The organism is Acinetobacter sp. UBA1297 (genome assembly GCF_002307755.1).
In the GTDB taxonomy this organism is placed as follows: Bacteria; Pseudomonadota; Gammaproteobacteria; order Pseudomonadales; family Moraxellaceae; genus Acinetobacter; species Acinetobacter radioresistens.
Map to the genome: position 1 here is coordinate 73,663 of NZ_DBUF01000014.1, position 25,596 is coordinate 99,258.

Annotated in this window: 23 protein-coding genes and 1 pseudogene; 16 read left to right on the forward strand and 8 right to left on the reverse strand. The window is 39.6% G+C overall.

Annotated features, from left to right (window positions below):
* The first annotated feature begins 110 nt into the window (after positions 1 to 110).
* Positions 111 to 728: a thiol:disulfide interchange protein DsbA/DsbL gene (locus B3R63_RS06600; RefSeq protein WP_005023783.1), complete on the forward strand. Its 618-nt coding sequence runs from the start codon at positions 111 to 113 to the stop codon at positions 726 to 728.
* Positions 729 to 807: 79 nt separating this feature from the next.
* Here the strand turns inward: B3R63_RS06600 and B3R63_RS06605 are convergent, their stop codons facing one another.
* Positions 808 to 1,443 (reverse strand): TetR/AcrR family transcriptional regulator, encoded by a 636-nt coding sequence (locus B3R63_RS06605; protein ID WP_005017430.1) that lies wholly within the window; start codon positions 1,441 to 1,443, stop codon positions 808 to 810.
* Between the two features lie 136 nt (positions 1,444 to 1,579).
* Positions 1,580 to 2,215 (reverse strand): TetR family transcriptional regulator, encoded by a 636-nt coding sequence (locus B3R63_RS06610; RefSeq protein ID WP_026444179.1) that lies wholly within the window; start codon positions 2,213 to 2,215, stop codon positions 1,580 to 1,582.
* Between the two features lie 173 nt (positions 2,216 to 2,388).
* Here B3R63_RS06610 and B3R63_RS06615 point away from each other — a divergent pair, with 173 nt between their 5' ends.
* The 5 genes and pseudogenes from B3R63_RS06615 (at position 2,389) to B3R63_RS06635 (ending at position 8,346) form a co-directional block, all read left to right on the forward strand.
* Positions 2,389 to 3,408, forward strand: coding sequence for a flavin reductase family protein (locus B3R63_RS06615; RefSeq protein WP_286729252.1), 1,020 nt, complete (start codon positions 2,389 to 2,391; stop codon positions 3,406 to 3,408).
* Between the two features lie 32 nt (positions 3,409 to 3,440).
* The gene (locus B3R63_RS06620; RefSeq protein ID WP_005405357.1) at positions 3,441 to 4,613 is read left to right on the forward strand and encodes a fatty acid desaturase family protein; all 1,173 of its coding nucleotides are present in this window, start codon (positions 3,441 to 3,443) and stop codon (positions 4,611 to 4,613) included.
* Positions 4,614 to 4,682: 69 nt separating this feature from the next.
* Positions 4,683 to 5,399 (forward strand): ribonuclease PH, encoded by a 717-nt coding sequence (rph, locus tag B3R63_RS06625; protein WP_005017425.1) that lies wholly within the window; start codon positions 4,683 to 4,685, stop codon positions 5,397 to 5,399.
* A 284-nt stretch (positions 5,400 to 5,683) separates the two neighbouring features.
* Positions 5,684 to 7,846, forward strand: a pseudogene (locus tag B3R63_RS06630) (phosphocholine-specific phospholipase C).
* Positions 7,847 to 8,202: 356 nt separating this feature from the next.
* Positions 8,203 to 8,346, forward strand: a complete 144-nt coding sequence (locus tag B3R63_RS06635; protein ID WP_171499861.1) for a hypothetical protein — start codon at positions 8,203 to 8,205, stop codon at positions 8,344 to 8,346.
* 8 nt (positions 8,347 to 8,354) lie between these two features.
* On the opposite strand, the gene nadC is transcribed toward B3R63_RS06635, so the two are convergent.
* A complete protein-coding gene (nadC, locus tag B3R63_RS06640) occupies positions 8,355 to 9,200 on the reverse strand; it encodes a carboxylating nicotinate-nucleotide diphosphorylase (protein ID WP_151984726.1) in 846 nt (281 codons plus the stop codon).
* A gap of 145 nt (positions 9,201 to 9,345) precedes the next feature.
* Here nadC and ampD point away from each other — a divergent pair, with 145 nt between their 5' ends.
* Together ampD and murJ are read left to right on the forward strand one after the other, a co-directional pair.
* The gene (gene ampD / locus B3R63_RS06645) at positions 9,346 to 9,924 is read left to right on the forward strand and encodes a 1,6-anhydro-N-acetylmuramyl-L-alanine amidase AmpD (protein ID WP_286729257.1); all 579 of its coding nucleotides are present in this window, start codon (positions 9,346 to 9,348) and stop codon (positions 9,922 to 9,924) included.
* A gap of 69 nt (positions 9,925 to 9,993) precedes the next feature.
* Positions 9,994 to 11,535 (forward strand): murein biosynthesis integral membrane protein MurJ, encoded by a 1,542-nt coding sequence (murJ, locus tag B3R63_RS06650; RefSeq protein WP_286729259.1) that lies wholly within the window; start codon positions 9,994 to 9,996, stop codon positions 11,533 to 11,535.
* Between the two features lie 65 nt (positions 11,536 to 11,600).
* On the opposite strand, the gene B3R63_RS06655 is transcribed toward murJ, so the two are convergent.
* From B3R63_RS06655 to B3R63_RS06675, 5 genes are all read right to left on the reverse strand, one after another.
* Positions 11,601 to 12,290, reverse strand: coding sequence for an FKBP-type peptidyl-prolyl cis-trans isomerase (locus B3R63_RS06655; RefSeq protein WP_005017411.1), 690 nt, complete (start codon positions 12,288 to 12,290; stop codon positions 11,601 to 11,603).
* Between the two features lie 46 nt (positions 12,291 to 12,336).
* Positions 12,337 to 13,041, reverse strand: coding sequence for an FKBP-type peptidyl-prolyl cis-trans isomerase (locus tag B3R63_RS06660; RefSeq protein WP_248132555.1), 705 nt, complete (start codon positions 13,039 to 13,041; stop codon positions 12,337 to 12,339).
* 208 nt (positions 13,042 to 13,249) lie between these two features.
* Entirely contained in the window at positions 13,250 to 15,430 is a 2,181-nt protein-coding gene (locus B3R63_RS06665) for a polysaccharide biosynthesis tyrosine autokinase (protein WP_286729263.1), read from the reverse strand.
* Between the two features lie 18 nt (positions 15,431 to 15,448).
* Positions 15,449 to 15,877, reverse strand: coding sequence for a low molecular weight protein-tyrosine-phosphatase (locus B3R63_RS06670; RefSeq protein ID WP_286729265.1), 429 nt, complete (start codon positions 15,875 to 15,877; stop codon positions 15,449 to 15,451).
* Complete coding sequence (locus B3R63_RS06675) at positions 15,877 to 16,977, reverse strand: polysaccharide biosynthesis/export family protein (protein ID WP_005405968.1); 1,101 nt, start codon at positions 16,975 to 16,977, stop codon at positions 15,877 to 15,879. Before B3R63_RS06675 ends, B3R63_RS06670 begins: the two co-directional genes overlap by 1 nt.
* 377 nt (positions 16,978 to 17,354) lie before the next feature.
* Here B3R63_RS06675 and tviB point away from each other — a divergent pair, with 377 nt between their 5' ends.
* From tviB to B3R63_RS06715, 8 genes are read left to right on the forward strand one after another with little or no spacing between them, the layout of a single operon-like run.
* Positions 17,355 to 18,632 carry a Vi polysaccharide biosynthesis UDP-N-acetylglucosamine C-6 dehydrogenase TviB gene (tviB, locus tag B3R63_RS06680; RefSeq protein ID WP_286729268.1) on the forward strand — a complete coding sequence of 426 codons (1,278 nt, stop codon included), beginning with the start codon at positions 17,355 to 17,357 and terminating at the stop codon, positions 18,630 to 18,632.
* 24 nt (positions 18,633 to 18,656) lie between these two features.
* Complete coding sequence (locus tag B3R63_RS06685) at positions 18,657 to 19,676, forward strand: NAD-dependent epimerase/dehydratase family protein (protein ID WP_286729270.1); 1,020 nt, start codon at positions 18,657 to 18,659, stop codon at positions 19,674 to 19,676.
* Between the two features lie 3 nt (positions 19,677 to 19,679).
* Positions 19,680 to 20,984: an O-antigen polymerase gene (locus B3R63_RS06690; RefSeq protein ID WP_286729272.1), complete on the forward strand. Its 1,305-nt coding sequence runs from the start codon at positions 19,680 to 19,682 to the stop codon at positions 20,982 to 20,984.
* Positions 20,981 to 22,135 (forward strand): hypothetical protein, encoded by a 1,155-nt coding sequence (locus B3R63_RS06695; protein ID WP_286729273.1) that lies wholly within the window; start codon positions 20,981 to 20,983, stop codon positions 22,133 to 22,135. The genes B3R63_RS06690 and B3R63_RS06695 overlap by 4 nt, the downstream gene beginning before the upstream one ends.
* Positions 22,132 to 23,292 carry a glycosyltransferase gene (locus B3R63_RS06700; RefSeq protein WP_286729275.1) on the forward strand — a complete coding sequence of 387 codons (1,161 nt, stop codon included), beginning with the start codon at positions 22,132 to 22,134 and terminating at the stop codon, positions 23,290 to 23,292. The genes B3R63_RS06695 and B3R63_RS06700 overlap by 4 nt, the downstream gene beginning before the upstream one ends.
* A 10-nt stretch (positions 23,293 to 23,302) precedes the next feature.
* A complete protein-coding gene (locus B3R63_RS06705) occupies positions 23,303 to 24,466 on the forward strand; it encodes a glycosyltransferase family 4 protein (protein ID WP_286729276.1) in 1,164 nt (387 codons plus the stop codon).
* Positions 24,459 to 25,085 carry a sugar transferase gene (locus B3R63_RS06710; RefSeq protein ID WP_286729278.1) on the forward strand — a complete coding sequence of 209 codons (627 nt, stop codon included), beginning with the start codon at positions 24,459 to 24,461 and terminating at the stop codon, positions 25,083 to 25,085. The genes B3R63_RS06705 and B3R63_RS06710 overlap by 8 nt, the downstream gene beginning before the upstream one ends.
* Complete coding sequence (locus tag B3R63_RS06715; RefSeq protein WP_286729280.1) at positions 25,063 to 25,596, forward strand: GNAT family N-acetyltransferase; 534 nt, start codon at positions 25,063 to 25,065, stop codon at positions 25,594 to 25,596. The genes B3R63_RS06710 and B3R63_RS06715 overlap by 23 nt, the downstream gene beginning before the upstream one ends.

Consider the following 25,596-nt stretch of genomic DNA (forward strand, 5'->3'; position numbering starts at 1 on the left):
AAAGCGATAAAAGCTGTAAAAAAGTTCACAGAAGGAAAACGATTCTGGCATATTTAATTTATAGTGAACTCATAAACTCGGCATAACAATTCAGAGGAATCTCAGCGTCAATGAAAAAGTTTATTTTAGGTAGTTTGTGTACTGCTGTAATGGCATTTTCAGGTAGTGCCATGGCAGCCAATTTTGTAGCAGGCAAGGATTATACTGTAGTGGCCAATCCTGTTAAGGTTGAAGTACCGGGCAAGATCGAAGTCCGTGAGTTTTTCTGGTATGGCTGTCCGCACTGTTTTAAGCTTGAGCCGCATATGCAGGCCTGGCTTAAAAAGATACCTAAAGACGTACGCTTTGTACGTACTCCGGCTGCCATGAATAAAGTCTGGGAACAGGGTGCACGTGGCTATTATGTGTCTGAGGCACTCGGTGTACGCCAAAAAACCCATCTGCCATTATTCCATGCAATTCATGTCAACAACCAGCAGATTTTTGACCAGGCTGCTCAGGCAAAATTCTTTACCAAGTACGGTATACCAGAGAGTAAATTCAACAGCATGTTTAACTCTTTCTCGATTACCGGAAAAGTGGCGCAATCTAACCGTCTGGCGCAGCAATACCAGTTAACTGGTGTACCTGCTGTAGTTGTAAATGGTAAATATATTATTCAGGGTGAAGACGCTAAAGTTACCCAGGTGCTTGATTTCCTGATTAATAAAGAGCGTAAAGCCAAATAGTCTATAGTTATTTAATTATTTAAGCCGTTTTCTGTCAGGGCAGGAAACGGCTTTTTTATAGATAGTATTTAAACTGAACTTAAAGTAATTCGCTGTCCAGCTCGAATGCATCCAGATTAATCGGTTGGCTTGGTAAAGAAAGTGCCTGATTGATATAAAGCTGAATCAATTTTTTACGTGAACCGATAGAACGCTGATAGTAGCTAGAATTAAGTAACAGGGCTGCACCATAAGTCAGGGACCAGATATAAGACAGATAGTCACGGATCGACATATCATAATTTAATGATTTTAAATATTGTTCGGTGACTTCACGAATGGCCAGAATCCGTTCCTGCCGTACCTGATACAACTCTTCAAAGAGTGTATTCAGACCCGATGCTGTCATAGTCAGATGCTCTTCAAGCTGGTGCAGTAAAATAGTACGGCCAGGCGCAAGCAGGTGATGGAGCATATAGGCAGGTGCATATTCCCTAAAGTTACGATAAGGTGCACGGGAAATTTCCAGCAGTTGTCTTTCATTCTGGATCACCAGTTCCAGTAATAGCTCATTTTTACTTTTAAAATGCTTGTACAGTGTACCTTTGGCAATATCCAGCTCTGCAACCAGTTCATCCAGTGTAATTTCCTGATTATTTTCCAGTAGTAGCTTCTCTGCTGCCTGAAGAATGCGTTCTTTACGTAATAAAAATTGTTTATGGCGCTCTGGATTCATGCCTGTTTTCCGTTCCTTGCCGATGGCTATACTGTAGCAGTACTTACCTTACTGTAAAATTAAACTATTTGTTGAGATAACAGAAAGCCAAAAGCCGGGTGATAGTAATTTTTGTGTTAAAAATTGGTGCTTGGCACTATGTCCAGTTAGATACGCCACGGAACATAAATCGTAATTCAGTCGCAGCCTGCTGCATAAACTGCTCCTGCTGTTCCTTCAAGGCCAGTCCACTATTCTGGCGTGACAGACTGATCCAGGTCATGGCCCAGGTAAAAGAGAGATTGGTAAGAATAGTAGAAAGTACCTTAAGGTCATTTTCATCCTGAATATGCTTGAGGCTTTCAATCCGGCGCAGGTCATTGACCAGATCATCAATTAGAAATTCAATTTCACGGCCAATCGCCTGGCGAACGACCTTGGAACCGCCCCAACGTTCAGAAATCATAAAAATCCAGGGTTCAGGATTCTGGTCAACTGCCTGAAAAAAGAGTTGTAAGGTATTCTGTGATTTACTGCCGAGCTGTGACAGATAAGCCAGACCCAGCTGATGTAATACTGTTTTTAAATGCAGCGCGACCTGATCAAGCAGTTCCTGACCTAAATGGTCCATATCCTGAAAATGCCGATAGAAGGCGGTTGGTACTAAACCAACCTCACGTGCGACTTCACGCAAGCTAATACTGCTAAATGAACGACCAGAAGTACTCAGGCGCAATGCCGCATCCAGTAAGGCCTGACGACTCTGCTGCTTTCGTTCATCACGTATCGACATCATGCTAACCCAAAATTGCTTTGTGCAAGAGTCTAGCAAAAAATAGCTACTTTTAAACGACGAATATCAGTGTACAGGTGTTGACTGAATAATGGAAAAGCGTATAGTGAACAATTGTACACTTAAAGAACGTTTGTTCACTCACTAAATAGCTAGCATAAAGAGGAACACCGATGACCGCACAAATGCAATACAAGCCACAATGGATACGTGAAGATTTTGTAGACTTTCTTCTGGAAAAGGTTGACCCGATGTTGGCCTTAAAACGGATCAAGGCACAAGTCATTAGTGTCTATCCTCTGGCCGCCGACATGTACCGGATCAAACTGAGACCCAGCCACCGGTTTAATACACAACAGTATTGTGCCGGGCAGTCGGTTCTGGTCACAGTTGTAGTAGAAGGTGTACGTTTACAGCGGAGTTATTCGATTATTGCTATAGATGCCGGTACGCTGATATTAGGAGTTAAGGTGCAGGGACGGGTTTCCCGGGCCATGTCACAGCTGAAAAAAGGCGAGGTAATTGAAATATCGCAGCCACAGGGGGAGTTCTGTCTGCATGCTGGTCAGGAGCCTGCTTTACTGATTGCTTCCGGAAGCGGAATTACAGCTATTTATGCTCTGTTACAGCAAGCCATGACACAAAAGGTGAGACAGATCGATCTGCTGTATTTTAGCCGTGATACTGTCCTGCATAATGAAATCCAGCAATTAGCAGAGGCCTATCCGCAGCTCAACTATCATTTTATCAATACTACCCAGCAGAAACAGCATCTGGACCTGGCTTTACTCAAGGCTATTGTGCCACATTTTGCCCATACTCACAGCTATGCCTGTGGTACGCCAGGCATGATGCAGGCGGTACAGTATATTTATCATGGGGCACAGGCAGAGGACTGGTTACATCAGGAATATTTCCAGCCAGTCATGGATGAGACCCTAGAAGCCCAGCCAGTCAGGTTCATACGTTCACAGCAGGCATTTGAGGCCAAAGGTAATCTGCTAGACAGTGCAGAACAGGCCGGTTTAAGACCTGCGCACGGTTGCCGTATGGGAATCTGTAATACCTGCACCTGTACCAAGGTCAGTGGCTCAACCAGAAATCTGCTGACCGGTGAAATTGATCATGGTAACAACGTTCAGATTAAGCTTTGTATCAGCCAGGCAGTCAGTCCGCTTGAGATTAATCTCTAGAATCAAAAAATTAAAAATATTGGAGAGCCCTTATGAACATGTCCATACAGTATCCACTAAATTCTAAATCCCGCCATTTAACACCTGAAGAAATCCAGCAGTTTGGTGCAAAAGTAGATGCAATCCGCCGTGAAGTTATGGATAGTCTTGGTGAAAAGGATGCGGCGTATATCTATAAAATCCGCAACTTCGTCCGTTATAGTGAAATTACTTCACGTGGCATGCTGATGTTTGCCGGCTGGATACCACCAGTCTGGCTGGCTGGAACCACCTTGCTGGGTATTTCCAAAATTGTTGAAAATATGGAACTGGGTCATAACGTGATGCATGGCCAGTTTGACTGGCTGAATGACCCGAGCCTGAACGGGGAAAATTATGACTGGGACACCATCTCGACGGGAGATGACTGGAAATATACCCATAATTATGTGCACCATACCTATACCAATATTGTCGGTAAGGATCATGATGTCGGTTATGGATTGCTTCGGGTCAGTGAATCACAGAAATGGGAGCCGCGCTTTCTATTTAATATTCCACTGGCAATCCAGCTTATGGTGTTTTTTGAGTGGTATGTGGGTGTACAGAACCTGCATCTGGAAGATGTACTGGTCTATAAAACCAAAACCTGGAAACAGGTCTGGCAAGATGCAGCAAAACTGCGCCTGAAAGTCCGCCGTCAAGTACTTAAAGACTATATCTTCTTTCCATTAATCGCCGGACCGAATGCCTTACCAGTTTTTGCCGGAAATGCGGTGGCCAATATAATTCGGAGCCTGTGGGCCTCCGCGGTAATTTTTAACGGCCATTTTACTGAAGATGCTGAAACCTTTGAGCCAGACAATACTGAAAATGAAAGCCGGGCAGAGTGGTATTTACGCCAGATTCGTGGTTCAAGTAATTTCAGTGGCACGGAAGGGCTGCATATTCTGAGCGGTAACCTGAGTCACCAGATTGAACACCACCTGTTTCCGGATATGCCGGCTAACCGCTATGCCGAGGTGGCGCCGAAAATTAAGGCTCTGTGTGCGGAATATGGCATTCACTATAATGAAGCGAGTTTTATGCAGCAGTTTGCGAGCGTATGGGTCCGGCTGGCGAAATGCTCTTTACCGGAAGGTAGTCTGCAAAAGGTCAAGGCAGGCCGCTGGAAGGAAGCATTTACCTTACTGAAGAACCGCTTTTCGAATGAGCACAATTTGTAGCTGCACGGGAAAGAGATGCATCTGCTATAATAGCGCGCAATCAATTTTGAGCCAGCTATAGGATGGATTATGCGTATTGACCAGCGTGCCCTAAACCAATTACGTGATGTCAAAATCACTCGCAACTACACACGTTATGCCGAAGGCTCAGTATTGGTTGAGTTTGGTCATACCAAAGTATTGTGTACAGCCAGTATCGATAATTCTGTACCTCGCTTTTTAAAAGGTCAGGGTCAGGGCTGGGTAACTGCTGAATACGGCATGTTACCGCGCTCCACCCATACTCGCAGTGACCGTGAAGCGGCACGCGGCAAGCAGAGTGGCCGTACCCAGGAAATCCAGCGCCTGATTGGCCGTAGCCTGCGTGCAATGGTCGATCTGAAAAAACTGGGTGAAAATACTATTACTATCGACTGTGACGTGATCCAGGCTGATGGCGGTACGCGTACAGCAGCCATTACTGGAGCAGCTGTTGCACTGGTAGATGCCATGAATGTGTTGCTCGAGCGCAAAAAAATCAAACATGATCCCTTAAAAGGACTAGTTGCGGCTATTTCTGTCGGCATGTATCAGGATGAGGTGTTACTGGACCTGTGTTATGAAGAAGATTCAAACTGCCAGACTGACCTGAATGTGGTAATGACTCAGGCAGGTGAATTTATTGAGATTCAGGGGACTGCAGAAGATAAGCCATTTACTCGTGCCCAATGCAATGCCATGCTGGAGCTGGCAGAACAGGGAATTAGCGAGCTGATCAAGAAACAGCAGGAAGCGCTGGGCTGGTAAGCTGCATGTTCTATTCAAAACGCATCTTCGGATGCGTTTTTTATTTCATGGAAACGACATCAAAATATAACGTAAACGTTATCGGTTTTCAGTATTTCTAGTCCTTACTTCTTTATTGGGTAATGGACAATGCATAAATTATTTTTAGTTTTAATCATAACCGGCAGCCTGCTGCTCAGTGCCTGTAATGAAGATGAGGCCGACTCCGGCACATTAATGCCTTCACCCTCTGGATGCAAAATGCACTGTGCCCCTTAATCTCTGGACAAACAGCAGGACTTAAAATGGACCGTCGTGAATTCTTATTAACCACCAGTAAAACCTTGTTTGGCACCGCCGCTCTGGCCAGTTTTCCGCTCAGTATTCAAAAAGCTCTGGCAATCGATGCCAAAGTAGAGACAGGTACGCTGCAGGACATCAAACATGTAGTTATCCTGACGCAGGAAAACCGCTCCTTTGACAATTATTTTGGTACTTTAAAAGGAGTCCGTGGTTTCGGGGACCGTTTTACCATTCCCTTGAAAGAGGGCCGTTCAGTCTGGGAGCAGTATGATGCCCAGCAGAACAAAATTCTGCCTTATCATCTGGACAGTACGAAAGGTAATGCCCAGCGGGTCAGTGGTACACCACATTCCTGGTCAGATGGACAAGCAGCCTGGGACTATGGCCGTATGGGAGACTGGGTCAAGCACAAGCAGCCACAATCCATGGGGTATTATAAAAAACAGGAACTGGAATATCAGTTTGCCTTGGCAGATGCTTTTACCATCTGTGATGCCTATCACTGTGCCATACATGCAGGAACCAATCCGAACCGCAAATTTATCTGGACTGGTACCAATGGCCCAACTGGAGCAGGCGTAGCCAGCGTGGTAAATGAATTTGATGGACTGGGGCCTTCAAGTGAAGGCTATGAATGGAGTACATATCCTGAACGTCTACAGCAGGCGGGCGTCAGCTGGAAGGTCTACCAGAACATGCCAGATAACTTTACAGATAATCCGTTAGCCGGTTTTAAACAGTATCGCCGTGCCAATGAGCAATCTGGTTAGCCCGTCAGTCACAGTGACCTGAAAAGTCCAGCATACGATGCCAGAATTGATGCTAATCAGCCGCTTTATAAAGGTATTGCCAATACCATGCCAGATGGCGGGTTTCTCGGCAGTTTTAAAGAAGATATCCAGCAGGGTCAGTTACCACAGGTGAGCTGGATAGTAGCGCCCGCAACTTATAGTGAACATCCCGGGCCTTCCAGCCCGGTACAAGGTGCGTGGTATATCCAGGAAGTTTTAAATGCCCTCACAGAAAATCCGCACATCTGGAGCCAGACCGTATTATTGGTCAATTTTGATGAAAATGATGGCTTCTTTGACCATGTACCATCACCGAGTGCGCCCTCAAAAGATCAGGCTGGCCAGTTACAGGGCAAAACAACCTTAACCGAGCAGCAGCTTTCTTATGAATATTTCAATCACCCTGCGGTGGTAGGTTCCAAATCACAACCCAAGCCGGATGGCCGGGTATATGGTCCAGGCGTACGTGTGCCATTGTATATCCTTTCACCTTGGAGCCGTGGTGGCTGGGTAAACTCACAGGTTTTTGACCATACCTCTATTTTACGTTTTCTGGAACAGCGCTTTGGAATACAGGAACCCAATATCAGCCCTTACCGCCGCGCAGTCTGTGGTGACTTGACCTCCGCCTTTAATTTTAAAACTCCTAATCTGGACATTCTGCCTGAGCTGCCTGGGCAGAAATCCAGACAGGAAGCAGATGCAATCCGTCTAAGGCAGGCCTTGTTGCCACAGCTGACTGTACCGAAAAACCAGAACATGCCACTACAGCAGACTGGTATACGCCTGTCACGTGCCTTACCCTATATTTTGCACTGTAGCGCCAAGGTCGAACTGGCCCGACAGCAGGTTCAGCTAATTTTTTCCAATACCGGCGAGCAGGCAGCAGTTTTTCATGTTTATAACAAGCTTGATCTGGAAGCTATTCCGCGACGTTATATGGTAGAAGCAGGGAAACAGCTAGACGATATCTGGTCTGTACATGACGGCGGATATGACTTGTGGGTACTGGGACCAAATGGTTTTCACCGGAGTTTTCAGGGGAATCTTCACAGCAAACTTTATAGTGAAAGTCTGCCTGAAATTCGGATATGTGTAGGAGAGTGTGAACCAAAAATATATCTAAAACTCAGAAGTGACGGTCAGAAAACAGCAAAGCTGGTGATTCAGGCCAATGCCTATTTAAACAAGTCCTGGCACATAGAAACCCGCACGGCGGAAACCGAGCTGTTACTGGATATGAGTGAATGGTACGGCTGGTATGATTTTACAGTCAGTCTAGAAAATGAGCCCGAATTCAAACGTCGCTTTGCCGGACGGATTGAAACAGGAAAAGATTCTTACTCTGATCCATTTATAGGTTATTCGGTTTAATCTTAACTGGCTGGCTATAATGTTTATTTAAACCGGTTATAGCCAGTACTTTTCCTGCTTTGAGCACACTCTTCCTTTTTAGCTCTAACCAGAGGAGCTCAAAAGAACAGATAATATAAAAGAGCATCTAAAGAGTCTAAAATAAAAAGTATAATCTGTTGAAATTTATAATTTTAACCCCACATATGATATAAATTAGCCTTCTTGAATCAAGGCGATACAGCAATTTATCCACCTCTACAAAATATAACCAATAAAATACATAGGAAAGCTTAAACCTGCGTCGCAGTCCATCTGAATAAGTTAATGTGTTTTATAGATTTTCATTATGACCTAACCTATAAGGAACTATACTTTTGCTGAAACTGTTTATTATTTTAATTTCTTTTATTACATTCGCATTAATGGCCTGTGATCCACGCTCCCAAGAAAAAAATGCGGCTGAATCAGCCTGGCAGACAGCCGAAACTGCCGACCCGAGTGAGGAAACTGTTAATTAATGGCTGTATTAGCCATTAAAACGCATTGATAAATCAACAGCTTTTATATCTTTGGTCAGGGCACCCATCGAAATATAATCTACGCCTGTCGAGGCAACTTCTCGCAGATTTTCTAGTGTGATATTACCTGAAGCTTCCAGTTTGCAGCGTCCCGCTACATGTTGAACCGCATCCCGCATTTGCTGAGTGCTAAAATTATCCAGCATGACAATATCTGCACCAGCGTTTAAGGCCTGATTAAGTTCATCCCAGGTTTCAACTTCAACTTCAACCGGTTTACCAGGTGCAATGTCATGGGCTTTAGCAATGGCTTGGGCAATACCGCCAGCTGCCATAATATGATTTTCCTTAATCAGGAAAGCATCAAACAGGCCCAAACGGTGATTTTGTCCACCACCCACTGCAACTGCATATTTCTGGGCAATACGTAGCCCAGGCAGAGTCTTGCGGGTATCAAGAAGCTTGGTCTTCAGCCCGTTAAGTCGCTGAACATAGTCGGCTACTTTGGTTGCGACAGCTGATAAAGTCTGAATAAAGTTTAGGGCAGGGCGTTCCACAGTGAGCAGACTGCGTGCAGAGCCAGCCAGTTTTAAAAAAGCCTCATTCGCCTGTACCCGCTCACCATCATTTTTTAGCCAGATTACCTCTACCTGAGGATCATAAGTCTGAATCAGGCTATTCACCCAAGGCTGTCCTGCCAGTATCATATCTTCCCGACTGATAATAGTTGCAGTTGCCTGTTCATCTTCAGGCGTCAATAAAGCCGTGATGTCACCCGTACCGATATCTTCCTGCAGGGCCTGCTGGATATTGATCTGAATCGACTGTTCAAGCAAAGAGGCAGGAATGCTCATATAATTTCCGTATCGTGATGTACCCATAAAAATTGTGCGATATATTAGCATTGTCCCACTGGAAAGAGACAGTTTTTCATCCTGCTTTTCAGCGTCCAGATCACCGGTTCAGGCACACCTACAGATTTTCTAAACGGATAAATTTATGTATACAGCTCCCACATTTCAGGTAATTAACGGAAAATTAATAGGGGCCAGACAGATCAGCTCTCCCAATTTTAACCAGCGTCCTGAGCCATGTGAAATCCAGCTGATTGTCGTGCATAACATTAGCCTGCCGCCGTCACAATTTGGGGGGGGCTATATTGAACAGTTTTTTCAGAACCAGCTTGACTGGAATGCCCATCCTTATTTCCAGACCATTCGCGGTATGCAGGTTTCCACCCATCTTTTGATCCTGCGTAGCGGTGAAGTCCTGCAGTTCGTCAATTTCAATGATCGTGCCTGGCACGCGGGCCGCTCCAGCTATCTGGGCAGGGTAGAGTGTAATGATTATTCTATCGGGGTTGAACTTGAGGGCAGTGATGATACTGAGTTTTGCGAGATTCAATATCAGGTACTGGCTGAAGTGACGACTGTCCTGCAACGGGCTTACCCTAAAATTGGCCAGCATATTGCCGGCCACAGCGATATTGCGCCGGGACGAAAAACCGATCCAGGGCCCCATTTTGACTGGGCACATTTCAGGGAATTATTAAAGCAGAAAAAGCAGTCATCTTATTGATGATTTTACAACGCAATTTTACTGCACTTTCATTACAATAACGTCTTTCTTTTTGGCTTGGGTGGATACATGGCGCTGTGGCGATCGACCTTTATTGTAAGTGCAATGACCATGCTGTCACGGGTACTGGGACTGGTACGTGATGTGGTCCTGCTTAATGTATTTGGTGCTGGCAAGGATTTCGATACCTTTGTGGTGGCCTTTCGTATCCCTAACTTTTTCAGGCGTCTGTTTGCTGAAGGTGCATTCTCGCAGGCCTTTATTCCAGTTTTAACTGAATATAAAACCAGTCGTACTCATGCTGAAGTCCAGATTCTGATTAGCCGGGTTTTTGGCTGCCTGCTGACGGTCATGACTTTATTAACCTTTATTGCGATGGTAGCAGCACCGGCTATTCTATATATCTATGCACCAGGGTTTCACGATGACCCGGCCAAGTTTGATTTGGCAGTCGACATGTTCCGCCTGACTATCCCTTACCTGATGTTTATGTCACTGACGGCTTTTGCCAGCAGTATTTTGAACAGCTATGGTTCTTTTAGTACACCAGCTTTTTCACCTGTACTTCTTAATGTCGCGATGATTGCTGGGGCTTGGTGGCTGACACCGTATATGGCTGAGCCAATCATGGCATTAGGCTGGGCTGTGGTTGTCGCTGGTATTCTACAACTGGCGATTCAGATACCGGAACTATGGCGTAAAAAACTGCTGATTCCACCTAAAGTGGATTTCAAGCATGAAGGGGTAGAACGTATTCTTAAACTGATGCTGCCAGCACTGTTCGGGGTGTCAGTTACCCAGATTAACCTGTTACTGAACACCATTTGGGCCTCCTTTATGCAGGATGGTTCGGTCTCATGGTTGTATAGTGCCGAACGGATGACTGAATTGCCGCTGGGTCTAATCGGTGTCGCGATTGGTACGGTGATCCTGCCTTCACTTTCAGCCCGTCATGCCGAGCAGGATCAGACCAAATTCCGTGGCATGCTGGACTGGGCAGCCCGCGTAATCATGCTGGTTGGTATTCCGGCCAGTATTGCGCTGTTTATGCTCTCTACACCGATCATTCAGGCATTATTTGAGCGTGGTGAATTTACTTGGGAAGATACCCGAATGACAGCACTGGCACTGCAATGTATGAGTGCGGGAGTAATTGCGTTTATGCTGATTAAAGTCTTTGCACCCGGCTTCTATGCCCAGCAGGATACCAAGACTCCAGTCCGTGTTGGCCTGATTGCAGTTGCAACCAATGCTATATTGAATGTGATCTTTATTGGATTTTTTAAACTGATCAACTGGCATGCAGAGCATATGGCGCTGGCATTGGCCTCTTCAGGTTCTGCACTTGCCAATGCCGGTCTGCTTTACTATTACCTGCATAAGCGTAATATTTTCCGCTTCGGTAGCCACTGGAAAAAACTGTTTATACAATTTGTGGTCGCCAACACTGTAATGGCAACTGCCTTATGGTTTGGCTTACAGTGGTATAACGGCGAGCTTTCACAGTGGTTACGTGTGGCTGAAGTGGCAGGACTGTGTATAGTCGGAGTTATAGCTTATGCTGTTGGTTTGCTGCTCAGCGGTTTTCATCCTCGCCAGCTCAAGCATTAAGCCAGTTTTACTACGATATAAATAAAAAACCGCCTCTATATAGGCGGTTTTTTATAGAACAGAAATTAAGGTAAAATCTGCAAAAGCTCTACATCAAAAATTAAGGTACTATTCGGTGGAATAGCGTCACCGGAACCAATTTCGCCATAAGCCAGCTTGGCTGGAATAAAGAAACGGCTTTTACCGCCTTCTTTCATGGTCTGTAAACCCTCAGACCAACCCTCAATGACCTGGTTCAGCTGAAAATCTACCGGTTGGCTACGTGCAATTGAACTGTCAAACACGGTACCATCCAGTAAACGGCCTTCATAATGTACTTTGACCTGTGAGGTTGGCTTGGGAGTTTTTCCCTGTCCTGCTCGAATAATTTGATATTGCAGGCCAGATTTGGTGCTAATAATACCGGGCTTTTTCATATTTTCTGCTAAGAATACTGCACCAGCCTGCCCATTTTTGGCAGCCATCTTCTGAAATTCAATCAGCTGTTCAGCTTCCGCCTGCTTTTTATATTGAGTTAAGGCTCGGGCCATTTCCTCTTCAGTCAGACGGGCAGACTTGCCTTCAGAACCTTCTTTTAGACCCTGAATAAAAGCTTCCAGATTAAGGTCTTTCAAGGTATCTGCATTGGTACGACCCATGACATAGCCATAGCTATAACCCAGCTGGTCTTTTTGCGGACTTTTATTGGTCACAGGTAACGCCCAGACAGAGAAGCTGGCCGAGATTAAAATAGAAGCGAGCAGTGTTTTTTTCATAAAAAATCCTGAAGGGTGGAGGGCAGTCGGACCCTCCTGTGCATTATTATTGTACTTTAAGCAGCTCTACATCAAAAATCAGTGTGCTGTTTGGTGGAATCGTACCAGGTACGCCTTGTTCACCATAACCAAGTTTAGCAGGTATATATAAGGTAGCCTTACCGCCTTCTTTCAGTAATTGTAAGCCTTCTGTCCATCCCGGAATGACCTGGTTTAAAGGGAACTCGACTGGCTCGCCACGGTCATAAGAGCTGTCAAATACTTTTCCATCTGTCAGCTGGCCTTTATAGTGAACTGTCACACGGGAAGTAGCAGTAGGCTGCTTGCCTGTACCCTCTTTAATGATTTTATATTGCAACCCTGAAGCTGTAGTCTGTACACCAGCTTTTTTGGCATTTTCAGTCAAAAAGCTGTTACTGTCAGATTCAGCTTTTTGAGCCTGTTCAAGCTGTTTTTTCTGCATATCTTGCTGGAACTGCACATACGCTGCCTGTAGCTCTTCTTCAGTATAAGCTGGCTTGGTACGGGCATGTCCCTGACGGATACCAGTTATAAAACTGTCAACATCAAGTTCTGGTGGAGTTTGATGTGCAACTTCATAGCCCAGCGCATAACTGATTTTCTGGATTGAAGAGGCATCTTTGCTAACATTACCGGTATGCGTCACAGGATGCTGGCTGGCATAGTAAACAGGGATCAGGGCAGCACCGCCGAGGATAACAGCAACAGCAATAGGTAAGGCTTTACTCATAAAGGGCGTTCCAGTTCATTTTATCTTTTAACATAGACCATGGGGTAATCAGGTCATCTAACTCTTTTAGCATAGAATATTTTGCAATCAAACAATATGTTTTTTCTGTGCATTAAAATCCTACTTTAAACTTGTATAACAATCTATCTACTACCGTAAAATAAAAAGCCGGAATAAACTCCGGCTTTTAAATTATTTCAAAACTGATTTAATCATCTTTTTTTGCCTGATAAGCATAAGCATAATTATAGCCGTAACCATAACCTGCCGCAGTACACTGAATATCGTTCAGTATAAAGCCATTAACTTTTACGCCTGCCTGCTCAAAACGGTTTACTGTAATCTCCAGCTCTTTCATTTGTGTTTTAGCATGGCGGGCAATAATCAGGTTTACACCACTATATTGAGAAATAATAATTCCATCAGTCACAGCTAGTACCGGTGGAGTATCAATAATAATATGATCATACTGACTGGAAAGCTGTTCCAGCATACTACTAAAAGTTGTGGAACTTAACAGCTCAGACGGATTAGCCGGATTTTTACCACGACTCATCAAATACAAATTTTCAGTTTCAGTCTGATGAATTACATCAGTTAGTGGACTTAATCCATTCAAGTATTCAGACAGACCAGGTTGTGTATCTATATTAAAATAACGGTGTAGGTAACCACGGCGCATGTCTGCATCAATCAGCAGAACACGCTTGTGGCTTTGTGCAAAGATCACTGACAAATTCGTAGAAATAAAAGATTTCCCAACTTCTGGTGCAGGTCCTGCGATCATAATGATATTATTTTTGGCATTGGCCAAAGCAAAGTTGACGGCAGTACGCAAGCTGCGCAGGCTTTCAATCGCAATGTCATCATTATTTTTAACGGCCAGAATCGGAATGTGCTTCTTCTTGTGCAGGTTACCCCGGCTTTCCTGAATTGGTGAGCGAGGTACTGTAGCATAGACCGGCAGATCCAGCTCGTTTTCAATCTGGCTCGAATCTTTTACACCTGAGCGTAACATATTACGTAGTAAGGCCAGTAAAGTACCTAAGAATGCACCTAAAAACAGTGCCAGGACCAGAATTTGAGCTTTCTTTGGCTTGATGGGAGCAATTGGTTCAACTGCTGTATCTACAATACGGACATTTCCGATTTCTCCTGCTTTGGCAACACGAAGCTGCTGGTAAGAGTTGAGCAGGGCGGTATAAAGCTGCTGGTTCACTTCTACTTCACGGAACAGCTGTAAATAACGGCGCTGCAATTCAGGCAAACGTTTTAAAGTCGTGTTCAGTTCACCAATTTTGCTGTTAATTGCAGCGAGCTGAGCATTGATTTCACGCATTAGTGGATGCTCAGAGGTATATTTTGCCGCCATTTCTGCCTGTTTCTGCTGCAGCTCTATTTTCTGGGTCTCTAAGGTAATACTCTGGGTTAAATATAATTCGGACTCTTTAGTAACATCTACAGTATTGTACTGCTGGCGGAAACTATTAAATTCACGCTCAGCTTTATCAAGTTGACGCTTCAGATCAGGTAACTGTTCATCCAAAAACTTTAAGGTCTGAGCTGTTTCGGCTGAACGGCGTTCAATATTTTGCTGTTTATAAGAAGCAAGGATGGCATTCAGCACCTGAGTGATATGCTCTTTGTCCTGACCCTGATAATTCAGGCCTAAAATACCGGTCATTTTTCCTTTTTCAGCCACTGAATAGCTGGCTGAAATTGTATTGATGGCAGCAGGCAAAGAGAGCTTGCGAATATTGTAAGGGGCATTAAACTGGCCTTGACTAAAAATAGCCACTTTCCACATACCATATTTAGAATTTAACTGGCTGGCTTTATTCAGCGGAGCTTCAAAAAGTACCTGTTCAGTATCAGCATCAGTTAAGCTAAAATTTTTCCCCGAAAAATTTAATAATAGAGTTTTGTCCAGATAATAGGCCGGGATCTCAAACTGGCGGATATCAAAAGATTTATTGTCATCTTTAAACAGTACAGAATTTTTAGAATACTGGGTCTGATAGTCAGGTTTATGAAGTAAACGCTGTATAAAACTATCTTCAGTACTGCTGACCTGAATATCAAGATTTAAATTATGAATGACAGAACCTAAAATCAGCCGTGATTTGAGGATTTCAATTTCAGCCTGTGCCGGTGACTTCTGTTCAATCATTTCGGAAAGGTCACCAAGCAGCGCAGCAGAGGTTCCTTTGCTGTCCTCTACCTGTACCAGGGCATCTACTGCATAAGTATCAGGTGTGGTCCGCAAATACAGCAGAGCACATACCAGACTTAAAATTGTGCAGAGGGCAATCAGTTTCCACTGTGCAATCAAGGAGAAAAACAGTTCCTTGAGGTCAATGGTATCTTCAGTGGTAGTGTTTTGGCTCATAATTCTACTATTTAAACGTTAAATATATTTTTTCCAGTCCGCGATGCAGCATTGAATCAGTTCACAGGTTTTATCAAACACCTGCTGATCCTGCTGGAACGGATCTGGTACATTTTTATTTTGCCAGTGGCCCAGCCGAAAAATTTTGCCTTTGGCGAATGGCCAACTTTGTTCAATATATTTTTGCTGGTTCTGGCTCATCACCAGGATCAGGTCAGCTTTTTTGAGCAACTCGGCATTTAACTTTCGGGCGATATGCGGCTGCATATCAATACCTAAACGCTGCATGCAGTGCCGGGCTTTTTCATCTGCTGGATGTCCACTTAAACCGGAAATTCCTGCAGATTCAACCTGAAGTTGAGGAAATTCCTGTTTTAAAAAATATTCTGCCATTGGGCTACGGCAAATATTACCTACACAGACCACCAAAATATGCTGAATCTGCATTATTGCCCCAAACGGTCTAAATTATACAAGGCATTTGAGAAAGGTATCACCTGATTTACTACACGTTGCCAGCGTGTCAGACCCGTCGCATCAACATAGACAATATCATTACTACGCATTTTGAAACGGTTGGCCAAACCAAAGTCTCCCAGACTTTGCAGGTTTAAATGATAAAGCTCAGTAGTCTGGTCATTGGGGTTCGTTCGTAATACATAAATTCGCCCGGCACTGGCTGAAAGCGGATTAATGCCTAAACTCTCGCCAAGTGCATCACTCAAGCTCATCCCTTGGTCACGCATTGGCAGTGACTGATTTTTGCCTGCTTCGCCCATTACGTATATTTTCTGGTTTTCACGTGAGTTTACATAAATGGTATCATTCGGCTGAATCAACAGATTATGCAGGGAGTAACCTGCTTTTTCCAGTGCAATGGTATTAAGCTGATAGGTTATACCTTGGCGAACAAGAGTAATATAGGTATTGTCACCCTGTTCGGCTGTTCCACCCGCCAGTCCTAAAGCGGTATAAACACTGATGGGCTGATCACTTAAAAAGAACTGGCCGGCCTGTTTTACACTACCTTGCACTGAAAAACGCTGTCCCTGATAAGAAAGAACTCGTACTACTACATCTGGTGTTTTTAAATAACTGGCGAGGCGATTACGCAGGGTGCGGTTAAACGCTGCTACACTCTGACCTGAGGCCTTAATACGCCCAACCAGTGGGAATGTAATATAGCCATCTTGCCCAATCTGATAACCAGATGCCTGAGCTGCTTGTAAGTTTCCAATATTATTAATAGGTGGGGTAATTTCTGGGTAGGCCCAGAGCTGTATAGACAAAATATCACCAGGGCTTAGCATATAAGTAGGCGCCTGCTGTTTAAACAGATGAGCATAGTCCTGACGGTAATTGATTTCAGCAGGCTGGATTGCAGGTAATGTTTCTTGACTAATTTTAATGACATTTACCGGCGTACCAAGCTCGGTCTGGTAAGTGCCTTCTTGTGGCAGGTCATAGGTCTGGAAACCCGAAACGACGGCACAGCCCGTACTGCCAAGGCCAAAACCTAGTAAAAAAAGAGCTTGGTAAATTTTCACACTGGACCCTTATATCGTTATATCTGATTAACTTCATTCAACCTTTTATAAAAACTTAGAATTGAATGGCGCAAAAAGCTTAACTGAAAAAATATTGAAATACATCTAAAGTATTCTATAGTTTGTATAATTTATATAAAAGTTACGTTTAGTATAAGTAGATTCCAAATTATAAAATGTGAATGTTTTAACAGATTTAAGTTTATGATTTATTTTTGATCTGGCACTCCAACTAAAATACAACACTTTTATACAAACTGATATTCTTTACACATAATATAAATAATTTTTCTGTTATATTACTGTCGCTTAACTTTTGCTTGATTTTTCTTAAATAGAAAATACAGATTTTAACATATAAGGATAAAGGCTGTACTATGTTGCAACTCCCTGAATTAAAAATAGCAATTATAGGCCTAGGCTACGTAGGTTTACCTCTGGCGGTAGAGTTCGGCAAGAAAGTGCCAGTTACCGGTTTTGATATTCACCAAAAACGTATTGATGAGTTAAAAGCAGGGCAGGACCATACTTTGGAGGTCTCACCGGAAGAACTTACGCAAGCGACCCAACTTACTTATACTGCACAACTTGAAGATTTAGAAGACTGTAATTTTTTTATTGTCACGGTGCCTACCCCAATTGATGACTTTAAACAGCCTGATTTAACTCCTCTAATTAAAGCTTCTACCAGTATTGGTAAAGTGCTTAAAAAGGGTGATATTGTGGTATACGAGTCAACCGTATACCCGGGTGCGACCGAAGAAACCTGTATTCCCGTGCTAGAGCAGGTATCCGGACTCAAGTTTAACCAGGACTTTTTTGCCGGTTATAGTCCGGAGCGTATTAACCCAGGCGATAAGCAGCATCGAGTCACCAATATTCTAAAAATTACTTCAGGCTCTACACCACAAGTTGCTGAATTTGTAGATCAGGTCTATAACCTGATTATTGAAGCGGGTACTTATAAAGCGCCAAGTATTAAAGTGGCTGAAGCGGCAAAAGTAATTGAAAATACCCAGCGTGATGTCAATATTGCACTGATTAATGAGCTGGCGCTGATTTTTAATAAAATGGGTATTGATACTGAAGAGGTATTAAAGGCTGCCGGTACCAAATGGAACTTTCTGCCTTTTCGTCCAGGCCTGGTTGGTGGGCATTGTATTGGTGTCGACCCATACTATTTAACCCATAAAGCACAGTCTATTGGCTATCACCCTGAAATTATTTTGGCAGGCCGCCGTTTAAATGATGCAATGGGTGCATATGTAGTGACCCAGCTGGTCAAACAAATGATCAGAAAGAAAATACAGGTTGAAGGCTCAAAAGTATTAGTACTCGGTTTAAGTTTCAAAGAAAACTGTCCGGATATCCGTAATACCAAGATTATCGATATCATCAATGAGCTAAAAGAATACCAGATTGAAGTTGATATCTATGACCCATGGGTAGATATTAGCGAGGCACAACATGAATATAATGTTACACCAATAAAGACACTTCAAGATTCAATTTATGATGGAGTAATTCTGGCGGTTGCACATGAGGAATTTAAAGACATGGGTGCAGATAAAATTCGTAAGCTGGGTAAAGCGAACCATGTACTGTATGACCTGAAATATGTGCTTGACCAGTCTAAAGTAGACATCCGTCTGTAATAAATAAAGAGAAGAGAAAAAGGTATGAGCCAATATTATCAAGTATGCGAGCAGCTAAAACAGAACCCTAAAATCTGGCTAATTACCGGAGTGGCCGGTTTTATTGGCTCTAATCTTTTAGAAACTTTATTAAAACTGGATCAGCGCGTTGTTGGTCTGGATAATTTTTCAACAGGCCATCAGTATAATCTGGATGAAGTGCAAAGTCTGGTCAAGCCTGAACAGTGGGTAAACTTCAAGTTTTATGAAGGTGATATTCGTAATCTGGAAGACTGTCAGAAAGCATGTGCAGGAGTGGACTATGTATTACATGAAGCTGCTTTAGGTTCTGTGCCACGTTCGATTGCTGACCCGATTACCACCAATGCAGCTAATATTACCGGCTTTTTAAATATGCTGACGGCTGCACGTGATGCGGAAGTGAAAAGCTTTACTTATGCTGCCAGCAGTTCGACTTATGGCGACCATCCGGCATTACCGAAAGTGGAAGAGAATATCGGAAAACCCCTGTCACCATATGCTGTTACCAAATATGTAAATGAGCTATATGCAGAAGTTTTTGCCCGTACTTATGGGTTCAAGAGTATTGGTTTGCGTTACTTTAATGTCTTTGGTAAGCGTCAGGACCCGAATGGTGCCTATGCAGCTGTTATTCCAAAATGGACCGCAGCGATGATTGCTGGTGATGATGTGTTCATTAACGGTGATGGTGAAACCAGTCGTGATTTCTGTTTTATTGAAAACACGGTGCAGGCCAATATTCTGGCAGCTACTACGCAAAATGATGATGCTAAAAATCAGATTTATAATGTGGCAGTCGGAGATCGTACTACACTGAATGATTTGTTTAATGCTATTAAAGCTGCGTTAAATGAAAATGGTGTGACTTATACTAAAGAGCCTATATATCGGGATTTCCGCGCAGGGGATGTACGCCACTCACAAGCATCCATTAAAAAAATACAAGGTTTATTATCATATATAGCTTTAGTAAAAATAGAAAATGGCATTAAATCAACAACTAAGTGGTATATAGGCGGTTAAGGCTTGTTTTTAATTAGTATTCTTGCCCTAATTCTAGGGCTTTCTATTTATGGTATAGTAGGCATAAAATATACTAATGAGAAAAAATTATTCTTTTTTCAATTTTGCTATATTTTTTACTATATAAGTATCGTACCTGTATTACACATAGTATATTCTATAACAGCTCCTGATTTATATTATATAGATATAAAGGAAGCCTTTTTAAATCTTAATATAGTAAATTTAATTACGATTTCCTTTACTATATTAGGGTTTTTATTAGGGAATAAAGTTTTTAAAAAAGATAAAATATATACTAATAAAGAAAAAAATATAAATTGGAATAGTATTAGAACATATGGGATTATTTATTGCTTTGGAGCAACTATTTATCTAATCTATATAATACTTACGGGAGATTATTTCTACCAAGAGAGTAAAAGTGAGCTAATAGACTCTAGTATATCATTAATTGATTATATGATTATTGAATCAACTCCATTAATAGTCGCTTGGGTAATTATTTCTCATCTATTAATAAAAAAAAGTAAAGTGTTCTGGCCTTATTTTCTATTATTTTTTATTACAGCTCTTGTTTTTTCTGGTGTACGAGGAAGTAGAATAGCAGTAATTTTCCAATTAATAAATTTTATATTACTTTATAGTTTTCTTATTAACAAAATTAATTTTAGAAAATTCTTAATATTCCTAATTATAGGGTGGTGTTTTAATATAGTATTTAGTACTTATAAGTATGGCGGTGTTGAGGCATTAAAGAGTTATATTACAGCAGGAGAGCGTCCTACCTACTTGGCTAATAAGGATAGTGAAAGTTTAAGCTTTCTAGTTTTTGATTTAGGTAGATCAAATATTCAAGCGAAAATATTAGAAAATTATTTACAAGGGGATTATAAACCCCCTTATTTTCCTAGTACTTATTTAAATGCTATAAACCTATTATTACCTAAAGATTACCGTTTTCCTTTTGATTCTAAAAGAGTATTAGGAACAGAGGCACAATATGGTTATAAGGGAGATGAAGATTATTCATCTAGTCGTATCTATGGGTTGTTGGGAGAGAGTATTTTAAATTATGGCTTATATATAACATTTTTTGTTTTTTTTATATATGGGCTTATACATGCTTATACATTAATATTAATTAACAATATAAAGAATTCAAAATTTATTTTATTTGTCCCTTTATTATTTTTTATTCCTATTTATTTTCTATTTTATGATCTAGATAATATTATTTTTCAAGTAATTAAAAACTGGGCCTTTCCTACTCTTATATTTATTTTAGTTAGTAGGCTAAAGTCATGAAAAAAAAATTATTTATTCAGATTTTGGGTTCTGTAAGTTATGCTTTAACTCAATGGCTAATAATATTTTATATAACTAGATATATCGGTGTAGATCAGGCAGGTTTATATCTCTATTTTTTGTCTATATTTACTCCTCTATCAATTTTATTAAACTATGGTATAAGAAATAGTATTGCGACAGATCAAAATAGTAGTTTTTCTATAGAACAGTATAAAGGTTTATCTAATATAAGTTTTATTCTGTACCTTATAGTAGGAATATTAATTTTTCTTTTTATTAAAGAAAATTTCATTTTATTTTTATTTGTTTTTTTATTTAAATTAAATGAAATATTAATGGAACCAATTAATGGTTACTTTATACAGCAAGGGAAGAGCTTCTTTTATGCTTACTCAAAAATCCTACGCCTTATAGCTGGATTAATTATATTTTTATTGTTCTATATAATTTTTGGAGAAAAGTTAGCTTTAATTGGTTATTTATTTGCTTTGTATTTTATATATTATTTTTATGATAGAAAGAATGGAAAGTATTTTTTATATGCCAAAGGAGATTATACAAAGATTTTTAAAATTATTAAATTGAATACCCCTTTAGTAATTTCTTCCTTTATAGTTGCTTTAAATACCAGTATACCAAGATGGCTTTTATCAGAAAATGATATGGTTTCTCTTGCTATTTTTGGAATTCTAATGTCTTTCTCTTCTATGGCTTGTCTTCCAGTTACTTCAGCATCACAAATATTATTTTCTAAAAAGAAAGATTTTTTTACTAATTATTTAACTAAATTAAATATTTTAATAGTAACTTATATTATATTATATTTTTTATTTACAATTTTTATGCTTAATTGGATATTACATTTTATTTATAAAATAGAGATAACACTAGATAATGTAACTATCTTAATATCATCTCTAATAGGGTGTGTACAAATAACAATTGTTTGGTTGAATTTTTTCTTATTAAAAGAGAGGAAGTTTAATTTAGTTTTATTAGTTTCAGTCTCTTCTCTTGTTGTATTATTAATAAGCTATTTTATTTTGATTAATTTATTTACTCCTTTAAACACAACTATATTAGCTGTATTAATAAGTGGGGTTTTTAATGTTTGTTTTAACTCGTACTTGAATAAGGTTAAAGTATGAAAGTATTATATATATATGATCATAAATTTATTACTAATAATGGAAATTACTTTTCAGAAGGTAAGTTTAGTAATAAAATATTTACTAGATATGATTGTTTGAAAGCTAATATTGTAATTATTTCTAGAAAAATAAACTCTGAACAGGTTGAATATTATAATAAAATAGATAAAGAAAATATAAAATTTTCTCCAGTTAAGGGTGTAAAATTTTATTTTATTTTTAGCACATATTTTTTTATTAATTTAGTGAAGATAGCATATTATATAGTAAGAAGTGATCTTTTAATTGTTAGAATGCCTAGTATTTTGGGTTTATTTGTATTGAGTATTAATCTTATCTTTAAGAAGAAGTATGCTGTTGAGTTAGTAGGTAATGGTAGAGAGGCATGGTTTAATATAAAATCTAAAAATTCCTATTTTTATAAGAAAATAGCTATATTATTAGATAAAATAAGAAAATTTCATATCTTTAATGCTAATGGAGTGATTTACGTAACAAAAAAAGATTTACAGAAATATTATCCTACTAAAGGTTTTGTAGCAGTAGCTTCTAATGTAGAAGTAAATGTAGAAAAAAATTTTTACTTAGATAGAAAAGCTGAGGCAAGAGATTATTATAAGATTGGACTTATAGGATCTTTTAATAATGAGTATAAAGGTATTGAAACAGCTATAAAGGCAATAAAAATTTTAAAAGATCAAGGAGTTAACTCAAAATTAAATATAGTTGGTTCAGGAAAATTAAAAGAATACTATTTAAACTTAGCCAAAAGACTAGATATTGAACATGATATAATATTTTTAGGTAGTATAAAGGGTGGGGAAAATATTTTTCAATGGTTAGATTCTTTAGATGTTTACATACAACCAAGTTATACTGAAGGTTTACCACGCGCTCTAATAGAAGCTATGAGTAGAGGTCTACCGGCTATAGCTACTCAGGTAGGTGGAATTCCAGAGCTATTAGATAAAGAATATCTTATACCTCCTAAAGATCATAAGAGATTAGCTTTAAGTTTAATCAATCTATTAGGTGATTCTCATGAGAGATATAATCAATCTAGAAAGAATTTTGAACAAGTAAAATATTATGATTCAAACTATTTAACACAACAAAGAGAAATTTTTTGGAAAAAATTTAAGTCTATTAATTAATGGTAAGTACATGAGATTTTTAATATTCGGTAGTCATTTGAACTCTATAATAAATTTTAGAGGAAAGCTTATTGATGAAATAAAAAATAGAGGAAATGAAGTACATATTTTAGTACCTTCTATAGACGACTTTAAAGATCAGGCCAAATATTTGAGATCAAAAGACTTTATTATTCATACTATTCCCATGCAAAGGACAGGTACTAATCCCTTACAAGATATATATAGTTTATATAATCTTTATAAGATTTTCTCTAAGATAAAACCTGATTTTATATTATCCTATACAATTAAGCCTGTAATATATGGAACTTTAATTGCATGGTTAACTGGGATTTCATATAGATTTGCTTTAATTACAGGGTTAGGCTATTCCTTTAATAATATTGAAACTAAAAATAGTATTAGTTTTTTTCAAAAGATTATATATAAACTTTATAAATTTTCTTTAGCTAAAACAGATATTACTTTCTTTCAAAATATAGATGATTTAAAGCTATTTGAGAAAATGGAATTAGTTAGAAATACTAGAGTGATAGTAGTTAATGGCTCTGGTGTTGATTTAGATCACTATATATATAATATAAAATTATTAGAAAATTCTACTGAGAAAGATCCATTAAAATTTTTAATGTTAGGCCGTATTATTGGTGATAAAGGTATACGTGAGTATATAGCAGCAGCTAGAAGATTAAAGCAGAAATATAGCGAACGGGTGGTTTTTCAGCTAGCAGGTGGTTTAGATAGTAATCCTACTGCCATTCAAAAAAATGAACTAGATAGTTGGATAGAAGAAGGAATTATTGAATATCTAGGGAAGCTCAAAGATGTTCGTCCAATACTTACGGATAGTCATGTATTTATTCTTCCTTCATACCGAGAAGGAACTTCACGTTCTATTTTAGAAGCAATGTCTATAGGACGTCCTGTTGTGACTACAAATGTACCAGGTTGTAAACAATTGGTTATTGACGGAGAAAATGGTTATTTAGCAGAAGTGAAATCTGTTGAAAGTTTAGTTAATGCCATAGAGAAAATTTTACAGTTAAGCCCTGAGCAACTTTTATCGATGGGTAAAGCTTCTAGACAGATTGTCGAAGACAAATATGATGTACATAAGGTAAACCATCATATGTTAACTGAAATGGGAATTATGGGAGAGAATAATGTATAAATTTTTCTTTAAAAGATTTCTAGATTTTGGTTTAGCTTTAATTGCATTAATTTTGCTTTCTCCACTATTGATTATAATTATAACCTTACTTTCTATTGCTAATCATGGTAAACCTTTTTTTGTACAGGCTAGACCTGGACTTAATGAACGTATTTTTAAAATTATTAAGTTTAAAACAATGAATGATAATAAAGATGAGAATGGGGAACTACTTTCTGATGCTGAGCGGTTAACAAGGATAGGTGCTTTTATCCGTAAGACATCTCTAGATGAGATTCCTCAGTTGATTAATGTCTTGAAAGGAGATATGTCACTAATTGGTCCACGTCCTTTACTGATCAACTATTTAAGTTTATATAATGATTTTGAAAAACAAAGACATAAAGTTCGCCCAGGTATCACAGGCTGGGCACAAGTTAATGGTAGAAATGCAATTGACTGGGAAACTAAATTCAAGCTAGATGTCTTTTATGTAGAAAATATATCGTTTTGGCTGGATGTAAAGATTATTTTTATGACTATAAAAAAGGTGTTGCTGTCTAAGGATATTAGTATTGTACCAGTAAAGAAACTTGTTGATGAAAAACGAGAGAAAAATGCAAATTCAAAAACTCAGTAGACAACATTTAGAGACTCGCTATCAATGGCTAAATCATGAAAAGATTTTTCAGCATATGAATATGCAGTACCCTATTACTTTAGAGGAAACAGAAACTTGGTATGGTCGAGTTATAACAAATAATAGACGTATTGATCTTATATTTTTCGAGGATGACCAAATTGTTGCGATGACAGGTCTTACCGATATTAATAGTATTGATGGTATTGCTGAATTCTATATTATGGTTAACCCAGAGGCACAATCAAAAGGTTATGGAAAAAAAGCAACTATCTTTACCTTAAATTATGCTTTTTTAAATTTCAATATTCATAAAGTCTATTTATATACTAATTCATTTAATGAAAGGGCAAATTCTTTATATGGAAATTTAGGCTTTTCATTAGAAGGGAAATTAAGAAAGCATAAGTTTAAAAATGGACAGCATATTGATAGATGTATTTATGGTCTTCTCAAAGAGGACTGGATTAGCAGTAATTACTATATAGACAATATATTTTTAGAGATTTAA